General features: G+C 50.7%; 24 protein-coding genes, 1 tRNA gene and 1 riboswitch. Of the genes, 16 read left to right on the forward strand and 9 right to left on the reverse strand.

The window, feature by feature from the left end; all coding sequences use genetic code 11:
* Positions 1-34: 34 nt before the first annotated feature.
* Entirely contained in the window at positions 35-376 is a 342-nt protein-coding gene (locus tag DFR47_RS00720) for a protein tyrosine phosphatase family protein (RefSeq protein WP_113942513.1), read from the reverse strand.
* A 272-nt stretch (positions 377-648) separates the two neighbouring features.
* Here DFR47_RS00720 and fdhD point away from each other — a divergent pair, with 272 nt between their 5' ends.
* Positions 649-1512 carry a formate dehydrogenase accessory sulfurtransferase FdhD gene (gene fdhD / locus DFR47_RS00725; protein ID WP_113943152.1) on the forward strand — a complete coding sequence of 288 codons (864 nt, stop codon included), beginning with the start codon at positions 649-651 and terminating at the stop codon, positions 1510-1512.
* Positions 1513-1548: 36 nt separating this feature from the next.
* Here fdhD and DFR47_RS00730 read toward each other — a convergent pair whose 3' ends face one another.
* Entirely contained in the window at positions 1549-2019 is a 471-nt protein-coding gene (locus tag DFR47_RS00730) for a 6,7-dimethyl-8-ribityllumazine synthase (protein ID WP_113942514.1), read from the reverse strand.
* An 85-nt stretch (positions 2020-2104) separates the two neighbouring features.
* Positions 2105-2257, reverse strand: a riboswitch (FMN riboswitch).
* 262 nt (positions 2258-2519) lie between these two features.
* On the opposite strand from DFR47_RS00730, the gene DFR47_RS00735 reads away from it, so the two are divergent.
* Together DFR47_RS00735 and DFR47_RS00740 are read left to right on the forward strand one after the other, a co-directional pair.
* The gene (locus DFR47_RS00735; RefSeq protein WP_113942515.1) at positions 2520-2969 is read left to right on the forward strand and encodes a GNAT family N-acetyltransferase; all 450 of its coding nucleotides are present in this window, start codon (positions 2520-2522) and stop codon (positions 2967-2969) included.
* Between the two features lie 624 nt (positions 2970-3593).
* Complete coding sequence (locus DFR47_RS00740) at positions 3594-4994, forward strand: DHA2 family efflux MFS transporter permease subunit (protein ID WP_113942516.1); 1401 nt, start codon at positions 3594-3596, stop codon at positions 4992-4994.
* A 72-nt stretch (positions 4995-5066) separates the two neighbouring features.
* Here the strand turns inward: DFR47_RS00740 and DFR47_RS00745 are convergent, their stop codons facing one another.
* The gene (locus DFR47_RS00745) at positions 5067-5825 is read right to left on the reverse strand and encodes an RlmE family RNA methyltransferase (RefSeq protein WP_113942517.1); all 759 of its coding nucleotides are present in this window, start codon (positions 5823-5825) and stop codon (positions 5067-5069) included.
* Positions 5822-7372 carry a Ppx/GppA phosphatase family protein gene (locus DFR47_RS00750; protein WP_425373330.1) on the reverse strand — a complete coding sequence of 517 codons (1551 nt, stop codon included), beginning with the start codon at positions 7370-7372 and terminating at the stop codon, positions 5822-5824. The genes DFR47_RS00745 and DFR47_RS00750 overlap by 4 nt, the downstream gene beginning before the upstream one ends.
* A gap of 402 nt (positions 7373-7774) precedes the next feature.
* On the opposite strand from DFR47_RS00750, the gene DFR47_RS00755 reads away from it, so the two are divergent.
* Positions 7775-7848 (forward strand) — tRNA-Gln (locus DFR47_RS00755).
* Between the two features lie 226 nt (positions 7849-8074).
* On the opposite strand, the gene DFR47_RS00760 is transcribed toward DFR47_RS00755, so the two are convergent.
* The 3 genes from DFR47_RS00760 to DFR47_RS00770 all read right to left on the reverse strand — a co-directional run bounded on the left by DFR47_RS00760 (position 8075) and on the right by DFR47_RS00770 (position 10536).
* Positions 8075-8626 carry an invasion associated locus B family protein gene (locus tag DFR47_RS00760; protein WP_113942519.1) on the reverse strand — a complete coding sequence of 184 codons (552 nt, stop codon included), beginning with the start codon at positions 8624-8626 and terminating at the stop codon, positions 8075-8077.
* Positions 8627-8831: 205 nt separating this feature from the next.
* Positions 8832-10022, reverse strand: coding sequence for a formaldehyde dehydrogenase, glutathione-independent (fdhA, locus tag DFR47_RS00765; protein ID WP_113942520.1), 1191 nt, complete (start codon positions 10020-10022; stop codon positions 8832-8834).
* A 154-nt stretch (positions 10023-10176) separates the two neighbouring features.
* Positions 10177-10536: an antibiotic biosynthesis monooxygenase family protein gene (locus DFR47_RS00770; protein ID WP_113942521.1), complete on the reverse strand. Its 360-nt coding sequence runs from the start codon at positions 10534-10536 to the stop codon at positions 10177-10179.
* A gap of 76 nt (positions 10537-10612) precedes the next feature.
* On the opposite strand from DFR47_RS00770, the gene DFR47_RS00775 reads away from it, so the two are divergent.
* The 3 genes from DFR47_RS00775 to DFR47_RS00785 all read left to right on the forward strand — a co-directional run bounded on the left by DFR47_RS00775 (position 10613) and on the right by DFR47_RS00785 (position 13212).
* Positions 10613-11299: an ArsR/SmtB family transcription factor gene (locus DFR47_RS00775; RefSeq protein ID WP_113942522.1), complete on the forward strand. Its 687-nt coding sequence runs from the start codon at positions 10613-10615 to the stop codon at positions 11297-11299.
* A 138-nt stretch (positions 11300-11437) separates the two neighbouring features.
* Positions 11438-12931, forward strand: coding sequence for an IMP dehydrogenase (gene guaB, locus DFR47_RS00780; RefSeq protein WP_113942523.1), 1494 nt, complete (start codon positions 11438-11440; stop codon positions 12929-12931).
* A gap of 62 nt (positions 12932-12993) precedes the next feature.
* Positions 12994-13212: a hypothetical protein gene (locus tag DFR47_RS00785; protein ID WP_113942524.1), complete on the forward strand. Its 219-nt coding sequence runs from the start codon at positions 12994-12996 to the stop codon at positions 13210-13212.
* 7 nt (positions 13213-13219) lie between these two features.
* Here the strand turns inward: DFR47_RS00785 and DFR47_RS00790 are convergent, their stop codons facing one another.
* Entirely contained in the window at positions 13220-14167 is a 948-nt protein-coding gene (locus DFR47_RS00790) for a hydrogen peroxide-inducible genes activator (RefSeq protein ID WP_113942525.1), read from the reverse strand.
* A gap of 266 nt (positions 14168-14433) precedes the next feature.
* Here DFR47_RS00790 and katA point away from each other — a divergent pair, with 266 nt between their 5' ends.
* The 4 genes from katA to DFR47_RS00805 all read left to right on the forward strand — a co-directional run bounded on the left by katA (position 14434) and on the right by DFR47_RS00805 (position 18270).
* Positions 14434-15933, forward strand: coding sequence for a catalase KatA (katA, locus tag DFR47_RS00795; RefSeq protein ID WP_113942526.1), 1500 nt, complete (start codon positions 14434-14436; stop codon positions 15931-15933).
* Between the two features lie 126 nt (positions 15934-16059).
* Positions 16060-16233, forward strand: coding sequence for a hypothetical protein (locus DFR47_RS21675; RefSeq protein ID WP_170137412.1), 174 nt, complete (start codon positions 16060-16062; stop codon positions 16231-16233).
* A 49-nt stretch (positions 16234-16282) separates the two neighbouring features.
* Complete coding sequence (locus tag DFR47_RS00800) at positions 16283-16867, forward strand: disulfide bond formation protein B (protein WP_374788366.1); 585 nt, start codon at positions 16283-16285, stop codon at positions 16865-16867.
* Positions 16868-16980: 113 nt separating this feature from the next.
* The gene (locus DFR47_RS00805) at positions 16981-18270 is read left to right on the forward strand and encodes an RsmB/NOP family class I SAM-dependent RNA methyltransferase (RefSeq protein ID WP_113943154.1); all 1290 of its coding nucleotides are present in this window, start codon (positions 16981-16983) and stop codon (positions 18268-18270) included.
* On the opposite strand, the gene DFR47_RS00810 is transcribed toward DFR47_RS00805, so the two are convergent.
* A complete protein-coding gene (locus tag DFR47_RS00810; RefSeq protein ID WP_113942527.1) occupies positions 18267-19310 on the reverse strand; it encodes an alginate lyase family protein in 1044 nt (347 codons plus the stop codon). The genes DFR47_RS00805 and DFR47_RS00810 overlap by 4 nt on opposite strands.
* 124 nt (positions 19311-19434) lie before the next feature.
* Between DFR47_RS00810 and DFR47_RS00815 the strand changes: the two genes are divergently transcribed.
* The 5 genes from DFR47_RS00815 to DFR47_RS00835 all read left to right on the forward strand — a co-directional run bounded on the left by DFR47_RS00815 (position 19435) and on the right by DFR47_RS00835 (position 25229).
* Positions 19435-19890, forward strand: a complete 456-nt coding sequence (locus DFR47_RS00815; protein WP_113943155.1) for a PaaI family thioesterase — start codon at positions 19435-19437, stop codon at positions 19888-19890.
* Between the two features lie 214 nt (positions 19891-20104).
* Positions 20105-20821: a 5'-methylthioadenosine/S-adenosylhomocysteine nucleosidase gene (locus DFR47_RS00820; protein WP_113943156.1), complete on the forward strand. Its 717-nt coding sequence runs from the start codon at positions 20105-20107 to the stop codon at positions 20819-20821.
* A gap of 88 nt (positions 20822-20909) precedes the next feature.
* Positions 20910-22469 (forward strand): glutamine-hydrolyzing GMP synthase, encoded by a 1560-nt coding sequence (gene guaA, locus DFR47_RS00825; RefSeq protein ID WP_113943157.1) that lies wholly within the window; start codon positions 20910-20912, stop codon positions 22467-22469.
* 181 nt (positions 22470-22650) lie between these two features.
* Positions 22651-23361: a phosphoribosylaminoimidazolesuccinocarboxamide synthase gene (locus DFR47_RS00830; protein WP_113942528.1), complete on the forward strand. Its 711-nt coding sequence runs from the start codon at positions 22651-22653 to the stop codon at positions 23359-23361.
* Positions 23362-23816: 455 nt separating this feature from the next.
* Positions 23817-25229, forward strand: coding sequence for a sulfatase-like hydrolase/transferase (locus tag DFR47_RS00835; RefSeq protein WP_170137413.1), 1413 nt, complete (start codon positions 23817-23819; stop codon positions 25227-25229).
* Positions 25230-25323 lie beyond the last annotated feature (94 nt).

Consider the following 25323-nt stretch of genomic DNA (forward strand, 5'->3'; position numbering starts at 1 on the left):
GTGCGGATTGTCTCCGCACACAATATTAGGTTAATCAGCGCTGTTTTTGCTGCTGAACAATGCCGTAAAGATTGGTGCAGCGTGTGCCCGAGCGGCAATACGCCAGAATTGGCGTTGGTGCGTTCTCTACAGCTGCGGTCATCTCATCCAGATTTTCCTGTGTGATCTGGCCGCCCGCTACAGGAATGAAATAGGTTTGCAGACCCGCAGCTGTTGCAGCCTGTGCAACGGCATCATAGAGCGGCTGGCCGTCGGATTCATGATCCGGACGGTTGCAGATCAGGGTTTTGAAACCCTGCGCCACAACTCCGGCAATATCTTCCGGTGCCAGCTGGCCGGTAACAGCAAAATTTTCATCAATCAGACGAATATCCATAAATCAGAACCTCATTAAAGCTACCGCGAATATGCGACAATTAAAAGAATCCAGAGCTCGTGCGGTGGCTGTGATCAAATACAACACGCTCTGGTGGATTTGTTTTCAGAATATACCATCGCGATATGCTTACCACCCCGAAAGCGCGGATTGCCTGTTGAAACTGTCACGCAAAGCCTGAAACTTCACCGGATAAGCAACGTTTTTAGCGCTGGAATATGCTTTCAGTAAAAGCATATAGTTATGCAGCCAAAGGGATGGAAGGGAACGTCATGGATAAAAGCTGCAGCCTTGAGAGAGATGGTGCGGATATTCTGCCAGCCACATCTGAGGTCAGTAATATTATCCGCCGTCAGGGCAGGCTGAAAGCCTCGCACCGGCAGGTTGCGGAAGAGGTGCCGGTGGCGTTTTCCTATGGCGGTACTACCCATGCGGTAATGATGGCCAGCCCGCAGGATATTGAAGATTTTGCCGTTGGCTTCAGTCTCTGTGAGGGCATTATCGCACAGGCTTCGGAAATCGAGGCGGTGGCTATTCAGAGCTTTCCAGCCGGTATTGATGTGCAGATGCAATTATCCGATCAGCAGCGTGATGCCTTGACGGCGCGCCGCCGCCATATGGCAGGGCCGGTTGGCTGTGGGTTGTGTGGTATTGAATCCATTACTGAGGCCGTGCGGGAATTTCCGCCCGTTGAGAACAGCAATTTCACACTGCGCTCCGAGCAGATCGTGCAGGCGGCTGAGCAGATGTGGAATTTGCAGCTCTTGCATCGGGCAACCGGAGCCGTTCATGCAGCCGGTTTTTATCAGGCGCATCAGAGTGACGGCGAAATACTGGCCGTGCGGGAGGATGTCGGGCGGCATAATGCGCTGGACAAGCTGGCGGGCTTTTTGCTGCGCGGCAAGGGCAAAGCAGAAGGTGCGGATACCACGCGCGGTGCTGTAATGGTGACCAGTCGTGTTTCACTGGAAATGGTGCAGAAAACAGCGGCTATCCGTTCACCGGTCATCTTGGCGATCTCTGCGCCAACGGCTCTGGCAATCCGTACCGCTGAGGCACTGAATATTACACTGGTTGCACTGGTACGTGGTGCGGAATTTGACGTCTATACCCATCCGCATCGGATTATAGAGTAAAAAGCGGCCTGCATAAGCAAGCCGCTTTCTTTAATTTTATGCTTCGATTTTGCTGTAAGTATCCAAAATCTGCACGGTTGCATGGGCTGCTTCACGGCCTTTGACCACGAAATGCGCATGGAAAAAATCATGATGCTCTTTGCTGTCATGATAATGATGCGGGGTCAGCACAACGCTCAGAACCGGCACATCCGTATCCATCTGTGCCTGCATCAGGCCTTTGATCACGGCATCGGATACGAAGTCATGGCGATAAATGCCGCCGTCAACCACAAAGCCTGCTGCAACAACAGCGGCATATTTATGGGTTGCGGCCAATGTGCGGGCAAGAAGTGGTGCTTCAAAAACACCCGGCACGTCAAAGACTTCAACGTCAATGCCATTGCTGGTCAGTTTAGCCAGTTCTTCAATATAGGATTTGCGTGCTTCATCCACGATATCGGCGTGCCAGCGCGCCTGAATGAATGCAACTTTGAGGGAAGATGGGTTGGTCAAGCTCTGGTTCATAGTTTCATCTCTTGATACTAGAATCAGGGCGCAAATTCACAAATCGACAGATCACACCCGTAAAAAGTGTGCTGTTTAACCGTGTCTTTGCTCTCTTTCATCCGGACTATACCGTCGGCTCCGGCATCTCACCGGATCTGCTGACTCTGAATAAAAGGCTTATTCAGACGCTCGCGGGCTCAAAGAATTTCTTCTTCATACCGCCGGTGGGGAATCGCACCCCGCCCCGAGAACAACATCGCGCACTATTGCGCGACGCAATGTTCATACAGCCAGTTGTGTGTGAAGTCGAGTAGACAATGCGTTTCTGTTTCCGCACCAATCTTGTCCGGTAATCAGGCAAGTGATAAGGTGAGGATAGTCCAATCAGGAGATTTATGCGCAGCAACTCAATGCAATTGTTTTCCGACAGTCTTTTTCAAAAGGCTGATCGTTGAGTTGCGCCATTTTGTCAGTGGCATCGTGGCGCGTATTAAACGTCTCAATGGACAAAATTTATCATGATACAAATACCAAATGAAATTCGCCCGATCCGTGCTGAAGATACGGACGCGTTGATCAATATCTGGCTGGTAGCTTCACGCATATCGCATCATTTTTTAGGTGTGGAGCGCTTATTGCTACAAGCTGAGCAGGTACGGGATATCTATCTGAAACAGGCTGAAAACTGGGTGATTATTCATGACGGGAAACCGGCGGGTTTTATCGGTCTGGTCGGGCAGTTTATCGGCGGGCTGTTTGTTGATCCGAATATTCAAGGCAAAGGCCTTGGGTATCAATTGCTTGCTCATGCGCTGGACTTGAAAAAAGCTCTGGAACTGGAAGTCTATGCTCTGAACACGCAGGCGCATAATTTCTATCTGCGCAATGGTTTCGTTGAAATCGCACGTTTTGCTGAGGACGATGAAGGGCTGCCTTTTACCGTCATTCACATGCGTCGTGATCCATAAACATTAAAAAGGTCTGCCGGAAAACTTCCGGCAGACCTCTTATGAAATCTGTAGGTGATATGTCCTGTCCGAAACAGGATATGAGCAATATTCGCGCCGCTTCATTTGCGGGGGTGCTCATTTGCAGAGATGATTACGGCAGGAAATCCAGACCAACCACACTCAGGGCAATAGCCGTATTGAGCGTGATAATCATCATTGTATAAAGTATTGCGCTTTTGGTGATCTCAGTCATCTCACACCTCTACGCATCGGCCCCTTATCGATGCTCTGCTGGTTACTGTTTACTCACCAAATGTAACAGCGTGTAACTGACCATGCAACCCGAAAGCGTCGATTTATCTCTCAAAGCGAGACGTTTAAGGGTATTTCATCCTTGTTTTGCGGGTTTTCAGAAGTACTCTTGTATATACGTCTTTTATAAAATACCCATCACAATCCTTTGTTTTTTAAGTTGAAATTCACCATAATGCCTCACAGTTTATTGCTGGCGTTAAGTTTTGTGAGTGCTGATTTTAGCCTCTCAAAAAACTTTAACGGCGTGGTCAATTCTGCGTGTAATCCGGCTGAGCTGAGTTATATAATGCTCAAAATATCAGATATCTGGCATGCAGGATTCGTATTGTGAATCGTATTATTCCGCTGGTTTTGGCTGTCGCGCTTTTTATGGAGCAGATGGATTCGAATGTGATTTCGACATCTCTGGCCGCCATTGCACGAGATATCGGCACCAACCCGATTGCTCTGAAACTGGCACTCACTTCCTACCTTGTATCCTTGGCAGTGTTTATTCCGGTGAGCGGCTGGATGGCGGATCGCTATGGAGCGCGTAATGTGTTTCGTGCAGCCATTGCTGTTTTCGTGATCGGTTCTGTTGCCTGCGCGGCATCCAATTCTCTGATGAGTTTCGTGGTTGCCCGTTTCCTGCAAGGGGCAGGCGGGGCAATGATGACACCGGTTGGTCGTCTGGTTCTGCTGCGCTCAACACCACGAAATCAGCTGGTCAATGCGATGGCATGGCTGGCAATCCCGAGCATGGTCGGCCCTCTGGTTGGTCCACCGGTTGGTGGCTTTATAACCACCTATTTCAGCTGGCACTGGATATTCCTGATTAATGTGCCGATTGGTCTGGCGGGAATCTGGTTTGCAACCAAATATCTGCCGGTGCTGGATGTGCCGATGCCGCGCAAGCTGGATGTAACCGGTTTTATCTTATCGGGACTGGCGATGTCCGGTGTGGTGTTTGGTCTGTCTGTGGTGAGCCTTCCGGCTCTGCCGCCTGCGGTTGGCATTATCACGCTGGGAATTGGTGTGCTATCAACCATCTTATATATTCAGCATGCCAAACGGGTGGAAAACCCGTTGCTGGATTTATCCCTGTTCAAAAATGATGTGTTTCGTATTTCTGTTACCGGCGGCAGTCTGTTCCGCTTAGGTATTGGTGCTATTCCGTTTTTGCTGCCGCTGATGTTGCAGCTCGGCTTCGGACTTGATCCGTTTCAGTCAGGGATGATTACTTTCGTGTCGGCAATCGGTGCTCTGCTGATGAAATTCGGCGCATCGCGGATTTTTGCCCGCTTTGGTTTCCGCCGGTTGTTGATGTTCGGTTCAATTGCTTCTGCATGCTTTATCATTCTGAACGGCTTCTTCACGCCGCAAACACCGATGATGCTCATCTTGGCGGCACTGTTATTCGGCGGCTTTTTGCGTTCAATGTTCTTCACCGGTGTGAATGCGCTGGGCTTTGCCGAAATTCCGGATGATAAAACCAGTCAGGCGACACCGATCTCTGCGGTTGCACAACAGGTTTCCATTGCGATGGGCGTAGCATTGGCGGGCGTTATTTTGGAGCTAAGCACAATCATTCGTGGTTCCGCATTGCAGATCGAGGACTTCCACATCGCCTTCTTTGTGGTTGGTGGAATTTCTGCACTGGCCTTCTTCTCTTTTGTCAAACTGAAACCGGAAGCAGGGCAGGAGCTTTATGAGAAAAAATTCGCGCCGAAGCAGCGGAAAATCCATTAAATACCGGATCTAGTGAAAATTAAAAAAAGCGCGGTTTAGCCGCGCTTTTTTATTGGATCATGTTCGGTGAGGTTATTCTTCGCTGTCGTCTTCTTTGCGGCCTTTGAAATCGCGGGCAAGCAGATAAAGCTCAACAGATTCCGCACGCGATGCCGGTGGCTTGACGTGATGAACCGAACGGAAGTTCTGTTTCAGCATGGTCAGCAGGTCATTCTCGGTGCCGCCCTGAAAGGTCTTGGTGAGGAAGTGGCCGCCGGGCTTCAATACGGAAACCGCAAAATGTGCAGCAACTTCGCACAAATGCGCGGTACGCAGATGGTCGGTACGGCGGTGACCGGTGGTTGGTGCTGCCATGTCTGAAATCACCAGATCCGGTTCGTCACCAAGTGCGCTCATAATCGCATTGGGGGCTTCATCATCCAGAAAGTCCATTTTCAGGAGCGCAACACCCGGCAACGGATCAACATCGAGATAGTCGATCCCAACAACATGCGGCTGCTCATCGTTGGAGCCAACGATCTTCGCGGCAATCTGGCTCCAGCCGCCAGGGGCGGCACCCAGATCGATAATTTTCTGGCCTTTTTTCAGAATATTATAGCGCTCATTGATCTCGATCAGCTTATAGGCCGCACGGGAGCGATAGCCGTCCGCTTTGGACTGCTGCACATAAGGGTCGTTGAGGTGACGTTCCAGCCAGCGACGCGATGTTTCTTTAATCGTGCCGGCCTTTTTCTTAACGCGCACATGCATACCGCGCGTGCCTGCGCCGCCGCGGCCACCGGTGGTATTCCCGAATTTAGATTTACCGGATTTGCTTCCAGAGCCGCTCATATCGACTGTCTGCCTTTTGTCTGAGTGTCCCTGCCGGAACCGTTCTTCATATAAGTTTCTTTTGCCTGATGAGGGCGGCGGTGGCGCCATGCACCATCGCGGGACATCAATTCTGTCAGGATACCTTCGCGCAAGCCGCGATCGGCAACCAGCAGTCTTTCACTCGGCCAGATCTGGCGGATGGCATCCAGAATGGCACAACCGGCCAGAACCAGATCGGCACGGTCTGCACCGATACACGGATTGGCGACGCGGGTTTTAAAATCCCACGACAAAAGCTTGGTTGTCATATCAGTAACATCCTGCGCGCCCATCCACATACCGTCAACACGGCGGCGGTCATAGCGTTCAAGACCGAGATGAATACCGGCCAGCGTGGTCACCGTGCCGGATGTGCCGAGCAGATGGAAATGCGTGCTTTGCGCCAGATCGCCTAATTTGTGACGCTCACTGAAATCATTCAGCAGACCGGCGACATAGGCAACCATTTCCGCATAATTTTCCGGTGTCACATCGCGACCGCCGAATTTCTCTGCCAGTGTCACAACACCCACCGGCAGGGATGTCCATGCGGTGATATGTTCTGCAAGGCGTGAAGACCGGCGGCAAGTTACATCAATCAAGGCGATTTCCGAGGAGCCGCCGCCGATATCAAACAGAACAAGCGCGTCGGTCTCGCGATTAACCAGAGTACCGCAACCGGAAACCGCAAGACTGGCCTCAGTCTGCCGGTCAACAATCTCCAGCTCAAGTCCTGCTTCTTCACGGACACGCTGCAAAAATTCAGGGCCATTGCTGGCTGAGCGGCAGGCTTCGGTGGCGATCAAACGTCTGCGGCGGATATTTTTGCTTTCCAGCTTATCGCGGCAGACTTTCAGCGCTTCAATCGCACGGTTCATAGCCTGATCACTGAGGCGGCCGCTGGTGCCGAAACCTTCGCCAAGGCGCACGATGCGCGAAAAGGAATCAACAACGCGGAACTGGCCGGGTCTGCTCGGCGTGGCAATCAGCAAGCGGCAGTTGTTGGTGCCGAGATCAAGCGCTGCATAAAGCGGCGGCTCGTAGGGGCGCGGCTGTGCAGCCTGCGCGGTGCGATGCTCAGCAGTATTGTGCGAGCTATGATCTGTTTTAGCCTGTACTGGCCGATGATGGTGCTTGTGAGCAGTTTGTGCCGTTGCGTGACCGTTCTTGGCAGTTTGATTCTGCTGAACCGGTGCAGAGGCTGTATTCTGAAGCGTTGCAGGATTATCCTGCTGCTTTTTGCGGCGCGAGCGTCTACGGCGGTTAGAGAGCTTCTTTCCGCTTTTCTGGCCGTTACGCGCGCCGTTTTTAAGTTCGCCGTTTTGAGATCCGTTGGCTGAGCTATTTTCACCACGTGTTGATCTGTGGCCTGTTGCCTTATCACTGCCCGCAGAATTACTTTGCGCAGAAGGGGAGACCCCTTGTGCGCCGGATAAAACTGCTTCTGTGCCATTATTCTTGCCGGCTTTACGCCTGCGGGCACGTTTGCGCTGTTTTTTATCGAAGCGTCCCGATTCATCTGCCACGGGCTTTGGTGACGATGAGCCGACAGGAGAACGGTTTTGCCGCTGCCCTGTTTTTGGCGGTTCAGGAGAAGCTTGTTTACTTTCCTTGCCGCCAGACGCCCCGCTGATTGACACCTTTGGGGTGTGCAGATCGGGGTTCTTCAAAGTTTTTGTCCTTTTGGCACCGCGCGAACCCGTAAGGGACGCAGGCATGGTGCAGACTATTTCACGTTGCCCTTAATGTAACAGTCCTTTGACGATTTACCAAGGGGCGCAAATTATTAAGCGAAAGGAGAAAATTGTGATTTTTAAAAAAATATATTGAAAACAGTGCAAAGAGGGTTTGCTTTTGTGAAAATATCAATTATATGACCACCACGACGCCGCAAGCGTCACCGCTTCGCTCTCTCAGAGCAGCGTTGCTGGGGAATAGTTTAATGGTAGAACGACGGACTCTGACTCCGTTAGTCTTGGTTCGAATCCAGGTTCCCCAGCCAATCTTTTTTATCACTCAAAAAGCATCCGATATTGCAATGATTGCCACGCTGGTAGTCAATATAATGCTTTCCACGTAAGGAAGCAGCGCGTTCGTATGATTCTGTTTTGATATTTCCCTGAATTTTTATCCGTTCAAAGAATCAGCGTTTATTTCTTTGATTCTTGAGCAGAAACAAAAAAGCTCCGGATGGCCGGAGCTTTTTGCGGATAAAAATAGCAAATCACTTATTTCAGCAATTCTCTGGTGCGTTTCAGAGCGGCGGAAAAACCATCGAGCGGTACATTGAGCTTGATCGGGTTGCCGTCCACAGCCTGCGCCAGCACAGAGAGGTTCTGTCCTTTGCCAAGAGCATCAGCCTTCGCTGCATCAAAATTGACCGGAACAATGCAACCGGCAGGCAGACAGGTTGTAAAGGCAAGGGGCTTATCAGCAGGTGTTTCATCAATCTGCAGCGTAGCGCCCGAAGCAAGATTCAGGCCGAATGGCAATACGAACGCACCTGCTGCGCTGTTTTTATCAGAAGGGCTGATTTCAACGGCCAGTGCACGCTGTCTTTTATCATCCACTTGCTGCTGAGACATGGAGCAGAGAACCTTTTGGTTTTCTCCCTGTTTTTGAACAAGGCAGGTAACCGTCCAGTTGCCGTAGGTTTCTGTGAGTGATGAAGCGCCCCCTGGCAGACCGGCAGCTGACCATGCAGCAGTGGCGCTGCCAAGCGTGAGTGCCATACTGATTGTAGCAACAGCACGGAGTATTGGCTGTCTCATTTTGTGCATGCGAAGGGTCTCCCTAATTAAGCATTTACTGCATTGTAATCAGATTCCCGCAGCAATGACAAAATAGTCATTTTATCTTTGATAAGAAACTGATAAATATACGGTGATTTTTATTGATTGGGTGCAGTTCCATCCAAATAGAATGAAAAACAAAAACAGCCCCGCATGAGCAATCATGCGGGGCTGTTTTTGTTTTATTTTACATTCAGGCAGATTTCAGCAAATCGCCATGCGGGTCGATGACGAATTTCTTCGCGGCGCCCTGATCAAAGCTTTCATAGCCTTTCGGTGCATCATCCAGCGAGATCAGCTGTGCATTGACGATTTCCGCAATATTCAGCCGGTCATGGAGAATGGCTTGCATCAGTTGGCGGTTATATTTCAGCACAGGGGTCTGGCCGGTGTGGAAGCTCTGTGCTTTTGCCCAGCCGAGGCCGAAGCGTAAGGAAAGGCTGCCGACTTTGGCGGCTTTGTCCACTGCGCCCGGATCTTCGGTTACATAGAGCCCCGGAATGCCGATGTTGCCGGCTGCGCGGGTGATTTCCATCATCTGATTGAGAACAATGGCCGGTTGCTCGCCGCCTGCATGGCCGCGTGCTTCAAAGCCCACAGCATCAATGGCACTGTCCACTTCATTGCTGCCGGTAATATCGGCAATTAAATCGCCGAGACGGTCGGAAGCTGAGAGATCAACCGGCTCAAAGCCGACTCTCTTGGCATGGGCAAGGCGTTCTTTGTTGAAATCGCCGATCATCACCACAGCCGCACCGAGAATACGGGCAGAAGCCGCGGCTGCCAGACCGACAGGGCCTGCACCGGCCACATAAACGATGGAACCAACGCCGACACCGGCTTTAACCGCACCGTGGAAGCCGGTTGGCAGAATATCGGACAGCATGGTCAGATCACGGATTTTGGCCAGCGCACGGTCACGATCCGGAATTTTCAGCAGGTTAAAATCTGCATAAGGAATCGTGACATATTTTGCCTGACCACCGATCCAGCCGCCCATATCCACATAACCATAGGCACCACCGGCGCGGGACGGATTAACGGTGAGGCACACGCCCGTATCCTGCGCACGGCAGGTGCGGCAGCGGCCGCAGGCCACGTTGAACGGAACGGAGACGATATCGCCCACTTCCAGCATTTCAACGTCCGAGCCTTTTTCAATCACTTCACCGGTGATTTCATGGCCGAGAACAAGACCTGCTTCCGCTGTGGTGCGTCCGCGCACCATATGCTGGTCAGAGCCGCAAATATTCGTTGTAATGACTTTGAGGATCACCGCATGTTCGATCTTGCGTCCCGTCGGGTCGGCAAAAACCGGATCTGCGATATTCTGTACTTCAACCTGTCCCGGACCCGTATAAACGACACCACGGTTACTGCTCATGGATTTTCCTCCCAGATAAATCACCAGATGAATAAATGTGCGAATAGTGGATGAAGATCACTGCAATGCTGGCCAAAGTGTATGCCAAGTTTGATGAGATATCGTTCTGGACGCGACATCTAATGTGGTGAATGGGCAGGCTGATGTTTTGCGGTCAGGCCAGTTCCCGCTCATGATGAAAGCTGCGGCTGTCCTGCGGTGCCTGTGCGCGGCTGTGTAAGCCATAATCACGGGTAACATCTGCCACCCGCAGCCGGTAATCAGAGAAAACGCCGCTGCGTCCTGCCGCTTGCGCCGAGCGATGGATGAAGCTTGAGCGCCAGTTTTTCACCGCCTCTTCATCGCGGAAGAAGGAGAGCGAGAGAACTTTATCCGGATCAGTCAGGCTCTGAAAACGCTCGACGGAGATAAAACCGTCAATCTGCTGCAATTCGTTTTTCAAACTGGCGGCAATGTCCAGATAGGTGTTTTTCTGTCCGCGGGCGGGAAAAACTTCAAAAATAACGGCGATCATGGGGAGGCTCCTTATGCTGTGTCAGGGCAGTAAATAGGCTATTGTTGTGCATCGATGTTTCGGCTATCATCGAACTATGAAAGATGGCCCTGTCATAGCTTCCGTCGCCGCCTTGATCGGTGACCCCGCCCGCGCCAATATCCTCACGGCGCTGATGGATGGGCGTGCTTTGACGGTGAGTGAACTGGCAGGTGTAGCCGGTGTTACTATGCAGACCGCCAGCGGACATCTCACCAAACTCAGTGATGCCGGTTTGCTCACTGCTGAAAAACAGGGGCGGCATCGCTATTTCCGCCTGTCGGGTGCGGATGTGGCGCAGGTGCTGGAAGCCCTGATGGGGCTGGCACAACGCACCGGTGCGGTGCGGGTTCGTACAGGGCCGAAAGATGCGGCCTTGCGGGAAGCGCGGATTTGCTACGATCATCTGGCAGGCGAGGCGGGCGTCACGCTTTTCAATGGTTTGACGGCGCGTAATTATCTTGAACACTCAGAGCAGGATGCACTTCAGCTGACTTCGGAAGGGCGGGAGTTTTTCAGCGGATTAGGGCTTGAGCTGAAACCGCTGGAAAGCAAACGTCGTCCGCTTTGTCTGCATTGTCTGGACTGGAGTGAGCGCCGCCACCATCTCGGTGGTGCGCTGGGGGCGGCTGTGCTGGATATGATGCTGGAGCGCAACTGGTTGCGCCGCGAACAGGGGCGTGCCTTGCATTTTACACCGGCAGGACGGCAGGAATTCAGCCGTCATTTTAGCTGTATCTGGTAAAATTTACGCGATTTTCACGAATAGTCTTTTCAAAAAGTCATATCCGTGTTACCAGCCGCTGCCAATTCAATTGAAACGATAAGAGTCGTTGCACCCTCTGCTCCCACAGGGTGTTTTACCTGTTTAAAGGAATTGGCCATGGCGAAAATTGTTGAATCATCCACCGGCGCCTACGCGCTGACTTTTGATGATGTCCTGCTGCAACCCGGTCATTCCGAGGTTATGCCTGGTCAGGTCGATCTGCGCACCACTATTGCTGAAGGCATTGAACTGAACCTGCCGCTGCTTTCCGCAGCGATGGATACAGTGACCGAGTCCCGCTTGGCGATTGCTATGGCGCAGGCTGGCGGTATCGGCGTTATTCACCGCAACCTGACACCGGAATTGCAGGCAGAAGCTGTTCTGCGCGTTAAGAAATTCGAATCCGGCATGGTTGTAAACCCTGTCACTATCGGCCCTGACGCAACATTGGCTGATGCACAGGCACTGATGCGTATGCACGGTATTTCCGGTATTCCGGTTGTTGAAAACTCGGTCAAAGGCCCGGGTCGTCTGGTCGGTATTCTGACCAACCGCGATGTGCGTTTTGCCTCTGACCCTGCACAGAAAATCTACGAGCTGATGACCCGTGAAAATCTGGTCACCGTGCGTGAAAACGTTAATCAGGAAGAAGCCAAGCGTCTTCTGCACCAACACCGCATTGAAAAGCTGCTGGTTGTTGATGCGCAGGGTCGCTGCACCGGTCTGATCACCGTTAAGGATATGGAAAAGTCACAGCTCAACCCGAATGCCGCTAAAGATGCGCAGGGTCGCCTGCGTGCTGCTGCTGCAACTTCCGTTGGCGATGATGGTTTTGAACGGGCGGAACGTTTGATCGAAGCTGGTGTTGATCTGCTGGTGGTTGATACTGCGCATGGTCACTCACAGCGCGTTCTCGATGCGGTTACCCGCATGAAGAAACTGTCTTCCGATGTGCGTATTCTTGCCGGTAACGTAGCAACAGGCGCGGCAACACAGGCTCTGATTGATGCCGGTGCCGATGCGGTTAAAGTCGGTATCGGACCTGGTTCGATCTGCACCACCCGTATTGTTGCCGGTGTTGGCGTACCACAGCTTTCCGCGATTATGGGCGCTGTTGAAGTGGCTCAGAAAGCCGGTATTCCGGTTATCGCTGATGGTGGTATCAAATTCTCCGGTGATTTCGCCAAAGCGCTGGCTGCCGGTGCATCGGCTGCTATGGCCGGCTCATTACTGGCTGGTACAGAAGAAAGCCCGGGCGAAGTTTACCTGCATCAGGGGCGTTCTTATAAGTCCTATCGCGGTATGGGGTCTGTTGGTGCGATGGCACGCGGTTCCGCTGACCGTTACTTCCAGGCGGAAGTGCGCGATGAGCTGAAACTGGTGCCGGAAGGTATTGAAGGTCAGGTTGCCTATAAAGGCCCTGTTGCCAATATCCTGCATCAGCTGGCCGGTGGTCTGCGTGCTTCTATGGGTTATGTCGGTGCAAAAACACTGCCAGAGTTCCGTGAAAAAGCAACATTTGTTCGCATTACCAATGCGGGCTTGCGTGAAAGCCATTCGCACGGTGTGACCATCACCCGTGAAAGCCCGAACTATCCGGGCAGCGTATAAGTCGAATATAAAAAGGCCGGTTTAACCGGCCTTTTTTATTGCCCGCAATAGAGGATGTATTGATGGCAATTATTCCTGATCTGATTCAGATCAAGATGACAGTTGAACGTATGGAAAGACTTTACTCTGCCCAGAAAAGCGAAGCAGCTCAGGTGTTATGGGCGGCTTATGTCAAGGTTGGCGCGCGCTTTAAAACTGATCTGGCTGATGAGCGCGATATATGGTTGAGCAGAGCTGCAGCACTGATGCTGCTGAAATACCAACTGGAGTTTCCCGAATAGTTTTGGCTTAGTTGAGGTTGCTGCTATTATCACGTAATTTTGCGAATTCATCGGGCTGTAGCATAATTTTTGCTGTACACTGCCTTACACAAACGACCAGCGCGTTAAAGTCAGCTAAACGCAAGCTCTGTTTACGCCAAAACAGACCAACCTGACGTCTCGGGCAATCATCCGAGAACGGTATAATGCGGATGCGTTTATGCGGAACCTCGGAACGGATAGCGATTTCCGGTATCAGTGTCAGTCCCATATCATTGCTGACCATTTGCAGCAGCGTGGCCATACTGGTTGCACCGAAATTTACCAAAGTTCTTTCGCGCGGAATGGCGCAGACCTCAAGTGCCTGATCGCGCAGGCAATGCCCTTCTTCCAACAGCAATAGTTTTTCCAGTGCCGCATTGCCCTGAGTGAGCGGTGAGGGCAGCACATCATTATTATTGGCTGATGTGGCAATCAGAAACCGGTCGTCAAACAAATGCGCGCTGGTCAGATGGGGATCATGCACCGGCATAGCGGCAATCACGGCATCCAGTTCGCCATTACGCAATTCTTCCAGCAGTTTGTCGGTCAGTGCTTCGCGCAGTTCCAGCGTCAGAGCCGGATATTGCTGTTTCAGAGACTGAATGAGATCCGGCAATAAATAGGGGGCAATGGTTGGGATGATGCCAAGCCGCAGCCGTGATTGTAAAATACCACTCTTCTGCTCGGTCAGTTCTTCCAGCGCACGGATTTCCTGTAAAATCACCTTGATGCGCGGCCAGAGCGTTTGGCCGAGTTCTGTGAGCAGAACTGATTTATTGGCGCGCTCAAACAGCGGACTACCGGCGAGATTTTCCATTTCCGCGATCTGCGCCGAGAGGGCGGGCTGTGAAATAAACACTGTTTCCGCAGCTTTGCGAAAATGCAGATGGGTGGCGAGCGCATCAAAATAGCGCATTTGCTTGACTGTAAACATGATAAGAAAATCCTATCAACTATCTAAAAAAATGCAATTGGAAGTTATGATTAGAATAGTTCTATCTTGAGGTAAGAGCATGAAATGACAGTTTCACCGAAACAGACGCCAGCGCATCATGTCGCAGTGTTTGACGGGAATTGTAACATAATCTCGTGTTATGGCTGATGCAGTTGCTTCAATGCAAAACTGTATCCGTCATATTTTCATGCTGACTTTTTAAGAATGGCTCAGAACAGAGCCCGTAATTTAAAGGGAGTACATCAATGGCCGATCGTCCGATTATGACTACAAGCGCCGGTTCACCGATTCCGGACAACCAGAATTCCCTGACCGCTGGTGAACGCGGTCCGGTTTTGATGACTGATTACCAGCTGATTGAAAAACTGGCGCATCAGAACCGTGAGCGTATTCCGGAGCGTGCAGTGCATGCCAAGGGATGGGGTGCTCATGGTACGCTGACCATTACCGGTGACATTTCCAAATATACCAAAGCCAAAGCTTTGCAGCCGGGTGCCAAGACCCCGATGATCGCACGTTTCTCCACTGTGGCCGGTGAGGCTGGTGCAGCAGATGCCGAGCGCGACGTGCGCGGTTTTGCGTTGAAGTTCTATACTGAAGAAGGCAACTGGGATCTGGTTGGCAACAATACGCCGGTCTTCTTCGTGCGTGATCCGGTGAAGTTCCCTGACTTCATTCACACGCAGAAGCGTCATCCGAAAACCAATATGCGGTCTGCCACAGCGATGTGGGATTTCTGGTCATTGTCACCGGAAAGTCTGCATCAGGTGACAATCCTGATGTCTGATCGCGGTCTGCCGACTGATGTGCGTCACATCAATGGTTACGGCTCTCATACTTATTCTTTCTGGAATGATGCCGGTGAGCGTTATTGGGTGAAATTCCACTTCAAAACCATGCAGGGCCATAAACATTGGACCAATGGGGAAGCAGAAAAGATTGTCGGTCAGACGCGCGAATCCACGCAGGCTGATCTGTTCGGAGCGATTGAAAAGGGTGAGTTCCCGCGCTGGAAGGTGCAGGTTCAGATCATGCCTGAGCTTGATGCGGATAAGACAGCTTATAACCCGTTCGATTTGACCAAGGTCTGGCCGCATGCGGATTATCCGGTGATGGATATCGGTATTATGGAGCTGAATCGTAACGCTGATAATTATTTTGCGGAAATCGAGCAGGCTGCTTTCTCGCCGTCAAATATCGTGCCGGGTATCGGCTATTCGCCGGACAAGATGTTGCAGGCGCGCGTGTTCTCTTATGCGGATGCCCATCGTCATCGTCTCGGCACCCATTACGAACAAATTCCGGTCAATAAGCCTGTTTGCCCTGTACATCACTACCACCGCGATGGTCAGATGAACACATTCGGCGGGATTGCAACGGGCAATTCTGATGCCTATTACGAACCGAACTCGTTCAATGGTCCGGTTGAGCAGCCATCGGCAAAAGAGCCGCCATTGCGTCTTTCCGGTAATGCTGACCGCTTTGACCACCGTATCGGCAATGACGATTATTCACAGCCGCGTGCTTTATTTAATCTGTTTGATGCCGGTCAGAAGAGCCGTCTGTTCTCGAATATTGCTGCGGCAATGGGCGGGGTTCCGGGCTTTATCATCGAGCGTCAGCTCGGCCATTTTAAGCTGATCCATCCGGATTATGAAGCCGGTGTGCGTGCAGCCCTCAAAGAAGCACATGGCTATGAAGCCAATACGATTTCCAATGAGGAAAAGCAGACTGCCGCTGAGTGATTAATTATAATCACTGAGAACATACCGCCGGAGGTAGTGTCCGGCGGTATTTTATTTTTTTGCCGGAGAATTGACCTTTACAGCCATTGTGCTGAAATGCCGGACATATAGCAGAGGTCAAATCCCATGATGTTCGTAATCTTTCTTTTTATGCTCCTTGCATTGGCTCTGGGATTGTTCGGCTGGCGAAAAGTTGCGCTGGTCTGCGTTGCAATCAGTCTGGGGCTGGCAGCCAAAGAGTTCCTTTGGGAAATTCACAGCGCTGAATATGGCTACAGCATGCCGTGGCTGCAGTTTTAAAGCTTGATTTGGCAGGAGATTTTGCATGGTGAATCATACGCAGCAAACAATGATGCCGGAACCATCGCAGCGGCAATTGTGGACGCAATTGCATCGTCTTTATCTGCTGGCAATGATGGCTATGATTGCGGCTATTCTGACAACCGCAATGGTCTATCAATATGGCGATGGTGAATTGCCGTGCCCGCTATGTTTGTTGCAGCGCCTTGCGATGTTCGGCGTTTGCTTTGGTCTGGTTTTGCAATTTCGCTACGGGGTTAGTTTTCAAAACTCCGGTATCAGCTTGTTATTCGCAATTTTCCTGCTGATTGTTTCTGTGCGTCAGACTTTGCTGGATATTTACCCCCGTGAAGGCCATGAATATATCGGCTCCGCCGTTCTCGGACTGCATATGCCGGTCTGGTCGGTACTGATTGCGCTGGCGCTGATTACAGCTTTTGCTGTTCAGATGCTGCTTTGGGGCGATGCGCGTCAAAACAGACGCATATCACTGAGAAAATTTCCGGCGCTGCGCTCGTTGGCTGTTGTTTTCAGCCTTTATATTGTGCTGCTCGCTGCAATTAATACCGCTTCGGTTTTTGTACAATGCGGCCTGGGGCAGTGTCATACAACGGGTTATGCCCTGTTGAAATAAGTCGTTTTTTGCCGCCAAATCCGGTCGTGCCTTTGTGTCGCGTGTGATTTATGTTGCCATTTGCTGCCGCACAGGGTTATGCGAGGCAGAACAGTTATGGCAAAGGAATGATAATGCGGGTTGGCGGACGGTTGCAGGCAGCAATAGAAGTGCTGGAAGATATTGAACGCCAGAGCCGTGCTGCTTCCGATGCGTTGAAAGACTGGGGCGCTGCGCACCGCTTTGCGGGAGCCGGTGACCGCGCCGTGATCGGCAATATTGTCTATGACGTTTTGCGCCGTAAATTATCGCTTGGCTGGCGTATGGATGCACAGGATGCCCACGCGCTGGTTTACGGTTCAGTCTTGAGCGATCCGGATATGGGCGCGGAATGGCTGGAAGCTAGTCTCGCCGGAGATAAATTCGCACCGGCACCGCTGAAACCAGAGCAGGCACAGGCTTGGGAAAGTCGCGATCTGGCAGATGCTCCGGATTATATTCGTGCCGATATTGCTGAGAGCTGGGTATCTGAATTCTCATTGCTGTTTGGTGAAGGCTGGGTCGAGCAGGCGGCAGCGCTTGCGACACGCCCGCCGGTTGATTTGCGCGTGAATACGCTGAAAACCAACCGTGAAAAGGTGTTGGCCGCCCTTGAAGGTTTGAAAAATGCCGGTGCTGAAGCCGCGCCTTATCTGCCGGATGCCGTGCGTATTCCGCCTCTGCGGGCACTTGGCCGTCACCCGAATGTACAGACTGAACAAGCATTCCTCGATGGCTGGTATGAGGTGCAGGATTTAGGCTCGCAACTGGCTGCCAAGCTGGTCGGTGCGCAGCCTGGTCTTCAGGTGATGGATTATTGCGCTGGTGCCGGTGGTAAAACGCTGGCTCTGGCTGCTGCCATGCAGAATAAAGGGCAAATCCATGCCTATGATGCCGAGCGCTCGCGGCTTAATCCGATTCATGATCGTCTGAGCCGCGCAGGCGTGCGTAATACACAGGTACATAACCGGCCGGAAAATCTGGAACCTTACAAAGGTCTGATGGATATTGTGCTGACTGATGCGCCTTGCACCGGCTCCGGTACATGGCGTCGTCGCCCTGATGCCAAATGGCGTTTGACGGATGTGCAGCTTGAACGCCGCGTTGCTGACCAGATGCAAGTGCTGGAAGCGGCAAAACATTATGTCAAGCCGGGTGGTCGTCTGGTCTATGTGACCTGTTCGCTGTTTGCCTCTGAGAATAACCGGCAGGTTGCCCGCTTCTTAAGCGAGAACTCTGATTATACAGCACTGCCAATGGCGGAGCTGTGGAGCGGTGTAACCGATCAGACGCAGCCGCATTATCCGGATTTCGGTGCCGTGTTCTCGCCGCTTTCCACGGATACAGACGGTTTTTATATTGCTGTGCTGCAACAGAATAACTAAGTTTTTCTATGGTTTTCCGTGCAGCTGAGGGTGTCCAAAGGCGGATCGGCTTGAAAGGATGCGGCCAAAGGCTTGTAAGTATCGTCAAGCTGTGAAGCCAGCCAGTATAATCTGATGCTGTTTGACGATGGCCAGAGGGCAATTTGTTCCGCTTTGACACCGGCCTCTCTGCGGATACGGTCAAACCTTACTTTGGAATGAACAAATTCAGTGTGTTCTTTGCGTCCTTCAGCATAGGGAACCAGCCAATTAATTGCGGCTCTGAGTGTGCTGCCGGTTGTGGAGCGGCGGTCAAGCCAGTCACGACCGGCACTGCGCGCGGCAATCGCGGCTTCTGTCAGCGGTTCAAGATCATAGGTCACGTAGTGTAGAGCATCACGTTCATAATAATCCTTAACTGAACCATCGGGGCGTATATTGCCGGCTACCTGTGCATCAAAAAATACCTGTGCTTGATTGAGCATCGCTGCGTCATGAAGGGCAACCGCTGCAAGTGTGAAAAGTTTAATACGATGGCTTTGCCAGTTATCGTTTCCGGCGTTGTGTCCTGAGTTCTCTGTTCTTTTGATATTCTGGCTGTAACCTGCGGCCAGATTATGCAGAAAGGCTTCGGTCTGCTGGCGCTCTTTAGGGGAGAGGTTGGTACTTATCAGTATAAATGTTTTTATAAATTGGCCGAACTGGGTCTCATCAATAGGGTTGAAGTTTAGTTTGTAAACGCTTTGCCACTCTTGCAGATAGGTTCTGGCTTTCTTGAGAAAGCGTGTATCGCCATCGGCACTATAAGCCAGAGCGTCAATATACATGCGTTGAAAATCGGCTTTGGCCGCGGAAGACTGATCAAAAATTCCTTGTCCGGGCAGGGTGCCTTCCGTGTGCAGATGGGCGCGCGGAGCAGGTGGCAGATTGAGCTCTTTTTCCGCCTTGCTGATCAGCTTGCCGAAGTCAGATGGCCGTATTGAGCAGTTCGAAGCCACAGCATGGCTGAGTGGAAACAATAAAAATCCGGCAATAAGTAAAGAAAAAGTTGTTTTTTTCATCGGAAATACCTAAGCAAAGTTTAAAATATTATGCTATCCGGTTTTGATGATTGGATTCCTGTTCCATGGCGATTATATGTCCGGCAATGGCTGCACAGTTACGCAATTGCTGAATGGGGGAATAATGTCGGCGCTGAGAATAGCAGAACCGGACTTCAAAGAACGGGTAGAGCAGAGTTTCGCACGGCAGGCCGTGATGAAACTGATTGGTGCGCAGCTGACCCGCTGCGAGCCGGGTGTGGTTGAAGTGGAACTGCCATTTCGCGCAGATCTGACACAGCAGCATGGTTTTTTGCATGCGGGCATTGTGTCAACAGCGCTGGATTCGGTTTGTGCTTATTCCGCACTAACAATGATGCCGGCTGATGCCGCAGTTCTGACCATTGAGTTCAAGGTCAATCTGCTGGCGCCCGGTAAAGGTGACCATTTTCTGTTCCGCGGTAATGTGACCAAGCAGGGACGTACGATTATGGTCAGCGACGGACAGGCTTTTGCGGTTGGTGAGACCGAAGTGAAACTGATCGCCACGATGACAGCAACGCTGATGGTGGTGAAAGATCGCGAAGATTTGCAGGACTAGGTTGTTTTCTGAGCACCTGTCCTGAATATGCTGTTTACGGAACTTCGTCTGTAAACAGCTTTTTGATTTGAACCTCGTGCGGATTTATCCCAAAGCTCCGCGCAAGTCCGAATAAAAGGGTGTGCCGCAATCGTTCGTATTGATGGCCTCAGGTGTTAGAATGACCAAGATTATGTCTGTGCCGGTACAGGGCACTTCTGAAGACGCGATGTCGATGCTGCAATATGTGCATGATTTCGGCGGCAAAAAAGTGCTTTTTGTTATGGCATCGCCTTCGGAATACGGCCCGCATTTGCAGGCAATGTTCAATCCGCTGATCACAGGTATTGGTCCTGTTGAAGCTGCTGTGGTTGTTTCTGCCGTTCTGGCCGATTTGTCCTTGCGCGGTGCTTTGCCGGATTTGGTCGTATCGCTTGGTTCTGCTGGTTCAGCGAAACTGGTGCAGACCGAAATCTATCAGGCCGTGAGCGTCGGCTATCGTGATATGGATGCGTCTGCGCTGGGTTATGCCAAGGGGCAGACACCATCGGCAGATTTCCCGATCATCATTCCGCTGCCTTACCATGTGCCGGGCATCGCCAGCGCTTCTTTATCCACAGGCGCCAATATCGTTACCGGTTCAGCCTATGATGATATTGATGCGGATATGGTTGATATGGAGAGCTTTGCGATCCTGCGCACCTGCCAGCGTTTTGCAGTGCCGCTGATTGGTCTGCGCGGTATTTCCGATGGTGATGAAACCGTGAAGCAAGTGTCTGACTGGACACGCTATCTGCATATTATTGATGAGAAACTTGCGCAGTCTGTCCGTCTGATTGAAGCCGCTTTGTTGCAGGGCAATCTGGTGAAAACCACGGGCCATCCGGATCCGGGTCTTTATAAAGCTGATCTGGAACGCACAGTGCCGCTGACGGTAAAATCCGGCGACTGATAGCGCTTCACCATTTTGTGCCCTAATATATTGTCGCGGGTTTCGATTCCGGCTTGCAACGATCAACATAATTCTTTAGATGCTGCCCATGAGCACCACCCATCCCGATACTATCCTTATCATTGACTTTGGCAGTCAGGTCACGCAGCTGATAGCGCGGCGTGTGCGTGAGGCCGGCGTCTATTCCGAAATCGTGCCGTTCCAGCTGGCGGATGAAGCGTTTAAGCGCATCAATCCTAAAGCTGTGATCTTGTCCGGCAGCCCGCATTCGACCACCGATATCGGTAGTCCGCGCGCACCACAGGCAGTGTTTGAAGCCGGTATTCCGGTTATGGGCATTTGCTACGGTCAGCAGACCATGTGCGAGCAGCTTGGCGGTAAGGTCGAGAGCGGCCATGACCGTGAATTCGGTCGTGCATTCCTCGAAGTGAATGAAGACAGCGCACTGTTTGCCGGTGTCTGGGCCAAAGGCACCCGCCATCAGGTCTGGATGAGCCACGGCGACCGCGTGACAGCTTTGCCGGAAGGTTTCAAAGTTGTCGGTACTTCACCGAATGCACCATATGCAGCCATTGCCGATGAAAAGCGCAAATATTTTGCGGTACAGTTTCATCCGGAAGTGGTGCACACACCTGATGGTGCAAAACTTCTGCAGAATTTCGTCCATAATATTGCCGGTATCAAGCCGGACTGGACAATGTCCGCTTACCGCGAACAGGCAGTTGAAGCGATCCGCAAACAGGTTGGCAAAGGCAAAGTTATCTGCGCGCTTTCCGGCGGTGTGGATTCTTCCGTTGCAGCATTGCTTATTCATGAAGCTGTTGGCGATCAGCTTACCTGTATTCTGGTTGATCACGGTCTGATGCGCAAAAACGAAGCCGCGGATGTGGTTGCAATGTTCAAAGAACATTACAATCTGCCACTGGTGCTCGTGAATGCGCAGGATCGCTTTATCGGCGCTCTTGAAGGTGAAACTGATCCTGAGAAGAAGCGTAAGACCATTGGCCGTCTCTTCATCGAAGTGTTCGAAGAAGAAGCCGCGAAACTCGGTGGCGCAGACTTCCTCGCGCAGGGTACACTCTATCCTGACGTGATCGAAAGCGTGTCTTTCACCGGTGGTCCTTCGGTTACAATTAAATCGCACCACAATGTGGGCGGTCTGCCTGAACGCATGAATATGCAGTTGGTGGAGCCACTGCGCGAACTCTTCAAGGATGAAGTGCGCGTATTGGGTAAAGAACTCGGCTTGCCGGATTCATTCATCGGTCGTCATCCGTTCCCGGGACCTGGTCTGGCAATTCGTTGCCCGGGCGGTATCACCCGTGAGAAGCTGGAAATCCTGCGCGAAGCTGATGCCGTTTATCTGGACGAAATCCGCAAAGCCGGTCTCTATGATGTGATCTGGCAGGCATTCGCCGTATTGCTGCCGGTGCAGACCGTTGGTGTTATGGGCGATGGCCGTACTTACGAATTCGTCTGTGCGCTGCGTGCGGTAACATCCGTTGACGGTATGACTGCTGATTTCTACCATTACGATATGGACTTCCTTGCCAAGGCAGCGACCCGTATTATCAATGAAGTGCGCGGCATCAACCGCGTGGTCTATGATATTACCTCGAAGCCTCCGGGCACCATCGAGTGGGAATAAGTTGAAGAACAATGCGCCAATCGGCGCATTGTTTTTTTCTGGAGCATTTCACAGTCAAATTAGAATAATTTGACGTCGGGATAATGCGACAAATTAAAGAATCCAGAGCGAGCATTGCGTCCAAATGAACGTAAGCCGTTCCGGAGATATAATCAGCGCATCAGCTTTAGCGAGTAAACGAATGAACAGCAGCGAAAAGATTTATTCCGGCAAGACAAAAGACCTCTATGCCTTGGACAATGGCAACATTCTTTTGGTGTTCAAGGATGATGTTACCGGTGCGGATGGTGTGATCGATCCGGGTGCAAATACCGTTATCGGTCAGGTTGAAGGCAAGGGTCGTAAATCTCTTGGCATGACGGATTACTTCTTTAAGCGTCTGCATGCTGCCGGTGTTCCTACCCACCTGGTCAATCTTGATCTTGAAAAGGGCACGATGGAAGTTCGTCGCGGTGAACCTCTGGGTAAGGATATCAACGGCGCAGGCGGCTTTGAGTTTGTCTGCCGCACCCGTCCTTGGGGCAGTTTCATCCGCCGCTACCAGCAATATATTCGTGATACTGAGCAGAAGCTCGACTATCTCGTTGAAATCACGGTTAAAGACGATGAGCGCGGCGATCCACTTATCAATGATGATAGCATCGTTACCCTTGGTTTGCTAACTCCGGCACATCTTGAACAGGCAAAGCAGTTGACCCGCCATGTGTGCCGCATCGTCGAAACCGACTTGTCTGAGAAAGGTCTTACCCTGATCGACATGAAGATCGAAATCGGCCTTGTCGATGGTGAGATTGTGGTCATCGATGAGATTTCTGCTGATGCTATGCGGGTCATGGATGATGCAGGAAAGGTGCTGGAACATGCCACTGTGTATGAAAGACTGATCGGTTAATATAATCAGCTGATGCTTTGTAAAGCTATCACGGTACTTTTTTAGTGTCGTAAAATTAGAAATGCCGCCGTAGTTTTTGAAAAGCTACGGCGGCATTTCTATGAATTTATTGGTTCATTCTATGTTATTCAAGGTAATACAGTGCTATATTTGTAATGTTATAATTTACTTATATTGTTGAATTTATTTTTATTTGACTTGGAATATTATTTTATTTTATAAATCGTCGTTTATTTATTGTAATGCGTTTCGGGATTTTAAGTGCGTTGTTAAGCTATATTAAAAAAACAATCAGAGCATATTCTTTATATGATCTGGCCTTAATGCTGCTTTTTGCGTTTTCTGCTACCTTTTTTATCCGGCGCACTTATGATCTGATGATGAGGCGATACTGGATTATTGCCGTTCTGATTTTTATTGCACTTATTTTTTTGCGTGTTGCAGATCGTCAGAGAATGCCGAAGAAGAGTAAACTGCTTTTGTTTACATCGGTGCCTGTTTTACTCGTCATTATTCATACATGGTTTATTGATATTTTCGGATCATTCGATATCGGAGCTATTCTTTTTCATCTTGGTATGGACGTGGAAAGTGGTTCTGTAGCAGATATTATCGTTGAAACACTCGGTTATGTTGCCGTAGCAACCATGTTGCTGGTGTCGTTTCATTATATCGCCAGAAGAGATGTGCGCTTATATTATGCCGATCGCTTACTGGCGCTGCCTTTGTTTTTATTAACACCGGTAACGGCGGAATTCGGCAGTTATTATTTGCATAAAAATGATGGCGATAAGCTCTTGCCTTATTATCAGGCGGTACCGGCTGATCTGAAGCTGCATGCAGATCAGGCGCGCAAGAATATTATTATGATTTATGCGGAAAGCGCTGAAGAGACATTCGGTAAGCTTTCTGACGGTGATGATATTTTTAAAGATATGAAGGACATAGCTGGCAGCGGTTTGTACTTTAATAATATTGCTCAGGCCGCCAATACAGGCTGGACAATTGCCGGTATTGTCAGTTCGCAATGTGGTGTGCCGTTGCAGCCAAATGGTTTGTTTGCGCGTAATAAATTTGAAACTCAGACTAATTTTATGCCTTCAGCCATATGCCTTGGAGATGTGCTTGGTAATAACGGTTATAATATTGCGTTTTTGAGCGGAGCTTCGACAAAATTTGCAGGCACAGATATTTTCCTGAAAAACCATGGATATAATATTATTGATGGTGGTGAAAACTATGCGGATCAGTTCACGGACTATAAAAATTTCTGGGGTCTGTATGATGATACGGTTTTTGATTTAGCTGAAAAGCAAATCATCAGCCTGGAGGAGCAAGGAAAACCGTATTTCTTTGCCATGAAGACTTTGGCAGGGCACTTCCCGACCGGTTTTCCGACACGGCGCTGTATTAATAATATCGGGCCTGTTGAAGGCGAGTCGATCCGGTATTCAATCAAATGTACCGGTTATGAAATCAAAAGCTTTTTGTCTAAGTTGCAAGCTGGCGGACAGTTGGAAAATACGCTGGTCGTTGTGATGAGTGATCATCTTTCGATGAAGTCATCCGCATGGAGCGAGCTTAACCAGCATGAGCGCCGTAATTACTTTACGATCATTGGTACTGATCGCGGGCAGGAAATAATTACTAAGCAAGCCGCAATGTTTGATGCTTATCCGACAATTCTGGAACTGCTGGGCTTTACGCTGAATAATCATCAGGCGGGTATCGGTATATCTATGCTATCCGATCGCAAAGGCTTGATTGAAGAGTTGGGGCCGGTGAAGCTTGATCAGCTAATCTCGCATGATCGTGACTTGGCGCAGTTTTTATGGGCCGCACCTGCCGTGACATTAACTTCGCACTGAGAGCAAGGTGGGATAGAATAATCTGGACAGATTGGATTTTGATAATCCTGTTGAATGCCTGCTCCGTTAACGCGGAGCAGGCATTTTATTTTTA

It is taken from the genome of Pseudochrobactrum asaccharolyticum (assembly GCF_003314995.1).
Classification (GTDB): Bacteria; Pseudomonadota; Alphaproteobacteria; order Rhizobiales; family Rhizobiaceae; genus Pseudochrobactrum; species Pseudochrobactrum asaccharolyticum.